This is a genomic window from Oscillospiraceae bacterium (genome assembly GCA_035353335.1).
In the GTDB taxonomy this organism is placed as follows: domain Bacteria; phylum Bacillota; class Clostridia; order Oscillospirales; family JAKOTC01; genus DAOPZJ01.
Genome location: DAOPZJ010000083.1, coordinates 1 through 7,748, shown reverse-complemented (window position 1 = coordinate 7,748; position 7,748 = coordinate 1). Strand labels below are relative to the sequence as shown.

The following is a 7,748-nucleotide window of genomic DNA, read 5'->3' as shown; positions in this document are numbered from 1 at the left end:
ATAAAACAAAGCGGTCGATCAGCGGCGCGCGGAGTTCTTCCGCCAAATCGAGCGCAAGTGAACAACGCCCGGGCCGCTCGGTATGGAACACGCCGACATAAGAATCTAATCCGACTGCTTCCAGCGCGTTTGTACACATCGACGTCAGCAGCGAATATCCGAAAGAAAGCAGCGCGTTGACCGGATCCAACGGCGGTCTGCGGTTACGCCCGTAAAATCGAAAATACTCTTTCTGCTGCAGGATCATTTGATCGAATACTGAAAAATACCGGTTTGCGCTTTCGCCTTCCAAACCGCGCAGCGAAGCAAAATCCGCCGCCCTGTACGTTTTGACGGAGTTTTCCTTCAGGCAGGCCGCAGCGTCAAGCACTGCTTCGGAATCAATTCTCATCTCATGGTCGCTGGCCGCCCTGCGCAATACTGCAGCACTGTTTGCCAGCTTCGCGGAAATCATATTTTTCGCAATTAAAAAGGCTTTTGTTCCCCCGTTAAGCGCAGTATGCTGTGCCGTTCTGAGCAGCACGTTCCCGCAGCATTTTCCTGTCACGCGCGCCAAAAACCTGCCGTTTGCCCTCATAAAGACAAGCGGTTTATTCATCTCGGCGCATTTTCCCATCAGCGCGGGGCTTGTGCCCGTATAACCGAACGTAACGATCCCCTCAAGTGTATGCAGCGGAAATCTCCCCTTCACTTCCTCACCCGATAAAATCACCACATTCTCGCCGTCTAACGACAGGTAGGCATCTTCGGAGGTAACGTACAGCGTATTCAGCAGTTTCTTCAAGTCATTGTCATCTCCCCCGTTCCGAGGTTTTCCTCATTATAGCTCTTGGCCGAACGCGTCCGGGCGAGCCGGGGAAGGCAGATTTCTTTCAGTGAACAGGCGCTGCAGCTTTTTGAGGGCTTTGGGCAGGGCACATATCCCCGCTCAAAATACGAATGCATTTCTTCGAAACCGGCTCTCGCCTGTTTCTTTAGTTCGTCGGTCAATTCGACCTTCAAACGATGTTTCGTCTCCTCGTAAAACACCGCTCCCGCCGGAATCGTGCAGACGAGCATTTCCTCGAGGCAGATGGCCTGCGCGGCGAGCTGGAGGATGTCGATTTCGGTGTCCTTGGGACTGCCGCGTTTATACTCCACGGGATAGACCTCGTAGGTCCCCGGTCTCCCATGGAGAGCGATTCCGTTTTCGCACCGGCGGAATTCCACGATATCGCATGCGCCGCTCGCCCCGAGCGTACGCGAAAACACCGGCATCCCACGGGAGATGATGACATCTCCCCGAGATTCGGTGCGGTAACAGTCATGGGCGTTTTGATGCAGCAGTTCCCCTTCGGCGGTCCGCAGATTGTCGCCCCATTGCTGTTCGATATGGATCAGCGCCCACTGCCTCCGGCAAAAAGCAAAGTGCTGGATGCCGGAAAGCAGAAGAAAGTCGTCCTCGCTATATGCCATCGATGATTTCCGGCTGCAAACCGGGGAGCTCCTCCGTATGAATAACATAATCGCCGAATGAGTTTGGAATATCAATACCGGCCTTCAGCTCGGCTTTTATCGACTTATGCACTTTTGCGGAGGAATATTGCCCGTCGCGGCAATTATGCTGCCACCAGTAAAGCTTACAGACCTCCATTGAGCCCTCGGGCCTCGCTGAAGAGGCATCATTGATAAACAACGTGCGCAGGCATTCCTTTAATGCCTTGGCATCCTCATCGCTGAAGCCGGTCTTTTCGGCCAGTTGGACATTGACGGAACCCTTGATCTGATATAAGCCGAAATTGACGAAATGCTTGGAACCCATTGTGTCGGAGGCCTTGCTATCCTTTCCAGATTCGCTGTTGACGCTCTTAGTGATCTGCATATCCTGAATATCGATCGGCGAGATACTGACCGCTTGATGGATCGTCACCGGTCCGCGTATGCCTAAAGAGACCTCGACGCCCTTGAAAGCGAATACCTGACCGAAAGAACGAACATCGAGCCACTGCTCGCAGGCAATCCCGGCGCATTTCTCCCGATCTGCTTTTTTTCCTTTCCCGATTTCGGCGTTGAACACCTCGTTCCCGTCGGCACGGTCTTTCAGGCTGCCGAACCCGTCATCCGTCCGGTCGTCCGACTGCACAAAAATCTTATGTCCGAGATCCTGCATGCGGTTGCGGATTTTGCGTTTAATGCAGACGTCCGACATCTCGCCATAACCGCCGTAGTTGATGCGCGGACGGTTGCCGTCAAGTGGGTCGCCATTGGGGTTTGCGTTCGTCGCGGAGACGAACAGGACGAAATCGATTTTGTTTTGGATTGACATAATTTTTTCCTCCTTATTGTTCTTCGGTATTATCGATGGTTTCCCCGTCGACCTTTTTCTTTTGGTTAAGTTCCCGCCTCTGCAGGTAATACCCCAGTAAATAGACATCCTCCAGCGGGCGATTTAACTGTGCGGCATCGTTTTCCTCGATCGTGGCGACGATTTCCTCAATCAGTTTTTCATAAAAATATCGTGACCCGGGTTTCAGCTTTCCGTAGTACGGAATCAGTTGCTTTTTCAATATTGCCCAACCGTGCATCGGATGCTGTACATATGCCGACCACAGGCGGATGGCGTTTGTTTCACGACCTCCGTCAGCATCTGTATAAGTGCTGCTCTCTGCCTTTTCGGCGATGGCGAGCAGACGGCCGAACAGGTAGCTGCGGTCGCTGTTTTGGGAATCGAGTTCCATTGTCCATACATCTCCTTTTCGTTTGTCATTTTCATGTTTCCGAACCAGCGCGCAGGTCTCCGAGAGAATTCGCTCCCGGTTTCCGCGAGAAAAGGCCTGAGGCATCGAAGCCCGATGTACCAGCGCATGTACGATGTCGTACGGCACCGCCTGTGCGTCGATCACGCAGTGCAGAAGCCGCTGTGCCTGTTCCCGCATCACCTTGTCGTCGGTTTTCAACATCCCGCCCTGTTCGGTCCCGAACGCGCCGTTCACGAGCGGCACAGTCCCCGGCGTCGCAATTTTTAAATGCGGCTTTTTTTCGGGGGTGAACCACGTTTGGTACCAGCAGCATGTCTCGCGCCAATTCTCCAACCGATCGAGAAAATCCGACGACTTCAGCTCATTGTAGTAAGTGACCGACAGCCGTCCGGTGGTGGCCGCATCGAGCGAAATCAACACGATGTCTTCATTGTCCCCTAAGTTCGCACGATAACCGGCAAGTGCTTTCCGCATCCTGTCACGGTACTCCGGCATGGTCAGCGGAGCGGTCTCCGGGTCATCCTCCATTCCGTCATTCATGCCGCCCGGTTCCGGCTTCGGCACTTCCTTACCCTTCGGATTAAAGCATATAAAAGTTCTGCCGCCGTAATTTGTTCCTTGATTTTCGACCATCCAGCGCAGTGCGGCGTGAACTTTCTGTGTGGTCACGAGACCGACCGAATAGGCCTCCTCCGCTGTGGCGAACCGACCGCGGTAAGTAAAATTGATCTCGTCGTTAGACGAAAGTAATTTTGCTCCATATGAATTGCGTACTGTTCCTTTTGGGTGTTTCTTTGCTGTGGATAAAGGTATACCGCTGACATAACAAACGGCCTTTTCTTCATGCTCGGCTTGTTCGATGCGGAAATCCCGGTAACTGTCGAACAGGGTTTTATCCGTCCAGGACTCTCCGCCTGTATATCCGGCTTTCAGCACACGCCAGCGGGCAAGACATTGCTCAAAACTGTCGCTGCCGATTTTCCCCTCTTTCAATCTGCCGTCTTCGCCGCATTGAACGATCCCTGCGGCTGTCAAATCGGCAATCATCGTCCCGCCGAGACAGTACCTATACACCGCCCTCACAATATAGTGCGATTGTTTTGATTCAACCCAGGAAGCCAGCTCCTTCAGATACGCCTCGTATTTATCCCGGTAGTTCTCGTGATCGGGATAGGTTTCATTCCCAAGCGCAATATAACGTAATTCATCACATAAAGGATGGGGAAATATTGTTTTTCCAGCTCGGCCCTCCGAATCCTCGGTGGCGGGGATTAAAGTTCTTTCCTCGTCTTTTAAAATCAGTCTGGCACCGTAAAATTGCCCGTCTTCGGTCAATGTGACTTCTATTTGCGCCTTCTGTGTGATAAAGAACATCGGCGCAAGCGGTTCTTTGTCGGCGACGATTTTCCCGACCATGTGGGCGTTGTTGTCATAGGTCTCGAGACATCTCTGCATCCAGCCCATCTCAGGTCGCCTCCTTTGTCTCGGACAGCGGTGTAAAATTACCGTATTCCTTCCCGAACGGCTTGATCTCCATCTCCCGGACAGTTCTGACGACCGGACAGTCCTGTGGTTTTAAGAATTCGATCACACCGTTTTTCATCACGGGATACCAAAATCGGACGGTCATTTGTCCCTCCGTCTTTTCGGAATAGGCCTCGTCGGCGTAAGTGATGCCGTGGTACATCAATCCGAACGACAGTTCCGGCGTATCCCCGTAAAAACTCTTTCCGCCGCCGAACTCGCACGGCTCGACATATCCCTGGCACTCCCGGCTGCCTAAAAATATGTCCCGGTTTCCCCCTTTTTCGATCTTGCGTTTTGCAACGTTGTGATGCTTGTTTTCATCGCGGTCTCCTTCAAGTTCCGGGCGGTTTTTATTCCATTCGAAATGCGCCTTAACCTGATAGCGGCAGTCCTTGAGATAGGTGTAATACGACAGGTCGTTTCCGCCGTTATACTTGATCGGCCTGATCCCCTTGGTCTCGGTTTGGATTTTGTTCATGACCCGAACCGCATCAATCACCCAAATCAAGGTCGGCTTCCAATAAACCGAGTGCAGAATCCCCTTCAGTGCCTCATAGGTCGGCACCTGGTAGGAACACTTTTCGCCGCCGACGCGGGTAATCGGGTCGGAAAACAGCGCCCAGTCACCGTACACCTCAAACGTCACGATGTTCTCATGCATCCTCTCAACTCCTTTCTATTGATAAAGTATCATATCGATACCGACGCCGGTGTTCCGGTCATAAAACCCCGGCTGAACGGTAATGAACGGTTTACCCTCAACTGCATATATCCCTCCGGCGTCCTCCAGTTGTCTTCTGTGAAAATCGTACAGCGAGACCGTGTATGGCTTTGCCGCATGGAGTTTCTCTTTCAGATATTTCAAATCGGTTTCCGCCTTTTTTGAATATAAATCTGCGATCAGCGTATTTGCCCGTTCGTTATACGGCACAATCACATCGGTCGTCTTTTCACCGAAGACCTCGAAATTTTCTCCGGCGGTCTTGAAGGCCTGTTTGAGAAAAGTGCAGACCGGTTCATGCGCCTGCCCGACAAAACGCTCATTTTTCGACAGCATCTCGTAAATTGATGTGTTCAAATGGCTTACGGGATAATCGAAGACCTTTTTGACATTCGGGTCTTTATACAGACAATGATAGTAATAACTGACGGATTTCTCCGAGAGGATGCTGTTTCCGAACTGCTCCGGTATTTTCGAGAAGCTGTACAGAAAATTGTCTGCTGCGTCCTGCGCATGCCGGATTTCTGCCAACGGCCCGAGATGTTCGTCTTTTGCGTTCACGACATAGACATTGCAGGCCTCGGGATATTCCCCGCTCCGGTTGCACCGGCCTGCCGCCTGTGCGATATTATCCAACCCCGCCATCACCCTGACTACACATTGAAATGAGATATCGACTCCGGCCTCCACCAGCTGCGTCGAAATGCAGACAACGTGTCTTTTACACAGGTTACTCTTGATTGCCTTAAGTGTGTCAATGCGGTGCTGCGGGCACATTGCTGCTGAGAGATGAAAAAGCAAAAACGGTTCTTCCGTATTTTTGTTTTTGATTTCAAGCAATTTAAACAAATCGTATGCTGCGTTTTTGGTATTGCAGATGAACAGTAAACTGTCGCATCCAACCATCGCGTCTATAACGAATGCGGCCATTTCTTCGGTCGCGTACCCGTCGGATTTGCACTTGTCAACGATACGCGTGCGCTCGAACACACGCCACAGTTTTTCATCGAACGGCACGATATCAGGCTGCTCAGCCAGCTGCAGCGGATGCGCGGTTTCGGCGAAACACGGCTGCGTCGCCGAACAGAGTACCACGATTGCACCGCAGACACCGGTCAAAAAATTGAATGCCTCGTTCATCATCGAAATCAGCTTCAGCGGCAACGATTGAATTTCATCGATGATAATCACACTTTCGCACAGTGAGTTCATTCTCCTGATACAGCTTGTCCTGCCCTCGAACAGGGTGTTCAATAACTGAACGAAGGTTGTGATGATCACCGGCGCGTGCCAGTCCTCACATAACAGATCATATTGCCGCTGTTTATATTGATCTTTTTCGTCTTGAGATTTACTTTCCATTTTTGTCTCATCTATGATATCGGAATGATGTTCCAAAACAATCTCATCGTTTCCGATGTACTCTCTGATTACAGAGGCATTCTGTTCCAGAATACTCAACAGCGGTGCCGCATAGATAATCCGTTTCAAGTGTTTATCACCCGCCGCTCGGGTCAACGCAAACCTCAGCGCCGACAGGGTTTTTCCGGAACCTGTGGGTACGGTCAGCCGGTAAACCCCGTTTTTCGCCGGAAAGTTTTTACACGATTCTGATATGTATTTGCGTGCCTCGTATATTTCAATGTCTCCGGTCAATACAATCTCAGACAGCTTTCCTTCGAGATGTTTCAAAGCAGAATTCCAAATCGGACTCATTTCAACGTTCTCCGGCCTTTTTTCTCCGAGTATAAATTCCGCTGTATCTCGTCGGTCCGCGTCAATCAGCGCCGAAAGCAACATCCTTTCTGTCATTCCTTTGTAATATGTCGCTGAAGTGGCTTTTAAACGAGAGATCTTACGGATTATTTCCCAGACCGCTTTTACCTCATTTTTCGCTTCTTCGAAAAGCGTTTCAATTTCGGCGGTGGTTGAACATTCTTTTAAAAATTCGGACACTGCTTCATCATATGAGATTTCGTCTTCGTCTTTTTCAAGCCGGTGTAAAAAGCCATCCTTCCCTTCCGCCGAAACACAGTCAAACAACCCATGATGTGCGCCGACTGCATAAGCGATGAGCTCGCTGACCGCATCGGAAATTTCATCGCCTTTTCCGTGGAACAGGGAAAATATATATTTGACACCCGCAAAAGTGTGGTTGACACTTCCACGCATGACATTTTCACCTGCGGCGGCGCGTTCTATGTAATCGGCGAATTTGTTGGTTGCCTTGCCGAAATCGTGTATCAAACCTGTTAAATACCCGAGATGACAGAGGCTGAGCGCAGAGAGATGGTCTGCGCAGTATCTTGCGACATTTCGTGAATGCAGGGTCAGTGTCTGAACGGTGCGCTCCCCGTTCTCTTCATTCCTGATGTGTGCCGGATGATTGTCCATAAAGATCCCTCCGTATCATATTCCTATCATATCAGGTATAATGTCCAATAAATGTCTCTTTGCTTCGCTTCGGTTCGTTCCCTTTATTCTACCATATATTACATAATATTACAAATAAACGTACAAATTTAGTCTTATCATCAAAATAAATAAAAATCGGCTTTGTTATCAATTGAACACAAGGCCGAAAAATCTTGATTTATATATCGAATTACCTCACCCGTACGGGTATGCCGAAAACTGTATCACAACCTTATCCGCAATCAATTGATCGTTAAAATGAACCTCTAACATCGGCCAATACTCATCGCAAATCGCCGAAATCCAAACGCCGTTGTCAATGCTGAAATCATTGTTTTCAATACCTA

General features: G+C 50.2%; 6 protein-coding genes. All 6 read right to left on the bottom strand.

Features of this window, described 5'->3' with window-relative positions; all coding sequences use genetic code 11:
* The coding region (cas1, locus tag PKH29_12070) for a CRISPR-associated endonuclease Cas1 (GenBank protein ID HNX15574.1) at positions 1-784 on the bottom strand (784 nt) is incomplete at its 3' end.
* Complete coding sequence (cas4, locus tag PKH29_12065) at positions 781-1,455, bottom strand: CRISPR-associated protein Cas4 (protein ID HNX15573.1); 675 nt, start codon at positions 1,453-1,455, stop codon at positions 781-783. The genes cas4 and cas1, both read right to left, overlap by 4 nt.
* Entirely contained in the window at positions 1,445-2,308 is an 864-nt protein-coding gene (gene cas7c, locus PKH29_12060; GenBank protein HNX15572.1) for a type I-C CRISPR-associated protein Cas7/Csd2, read from the bottom strand. Before cas7c ends, cas4 begins: the two co-directional genes overlap by 11 nt.
* Positions 2,309-2,318: 10 nt before the next feature.
* Positions 2,319-4,202 (bottom strand): type I-C CRISPR-associated protein Cas8c/Csd1, encoded by a 1,884-nt coding sequence (gene cas8c / locus PKH29_12055; GenBank protein ID HNX15571.1) that lies wholly within the window; start codon positions 4,200-4,202, stop codon positions 2,319-2,321.
* A 1-nt stretch (position 4,203) separates the two neighbouring features.
* Positions 4,204-4,926, bottom strand: a complete 723-nt coding sequence (cas5c, locus tag PKH29_12050) for a type I-C CRISPR-associated protein Cas5c (GenBank protein ID HNX15570.1) — start codon at positions 4,924-4,926, stop codon at positions 4,204-4,206.
* A 15-nt stretch (positions 4,927-4,941) separates the two neighbouring features.
* Positions 4,942-7,380 (bottom strand): CRISPR-associated helicase Cas3', encoded by a 2,439-nt coding sequence (gene cas3 / locus PKH29_12045; GenBank protein ID HNX15569.1) that lies wholly within the window; start codon positions 7,378-7,380, stop codon positions 4,942-4,944.
* Between the last annotated feature and the right edge of the window lie 368 nt (positions 7,381-7,748).

Coding starts and splice junctions, on each gene's coding strand:
- cas4 (HNX15573.1), bottom strand. CDS start 1,455: ATGGCATATAGCGAGGACGACTTTCTTCTGCTTTCCGGCATCCAGCAC.
- cas8c (HNX15571.1), bottom strand. CDS start 4,202: ATGGGCTGGATGCAGAGATGTCTCGAGACCTATGACAACAACGCCCAC.
- cas5c (HNX15570.1), bottom strand. CDS start 4,926: ATGCATGAGAACATCGTGACGTTTGAGGTGTACGGTGACTGGGCGCTG.
- cas3 (HNX15569.1), bottom strand. CDS start 7,380: ATGGACAATCATCCGGCACACATCAGGAATGAAGAGAACGGGGAGCGC.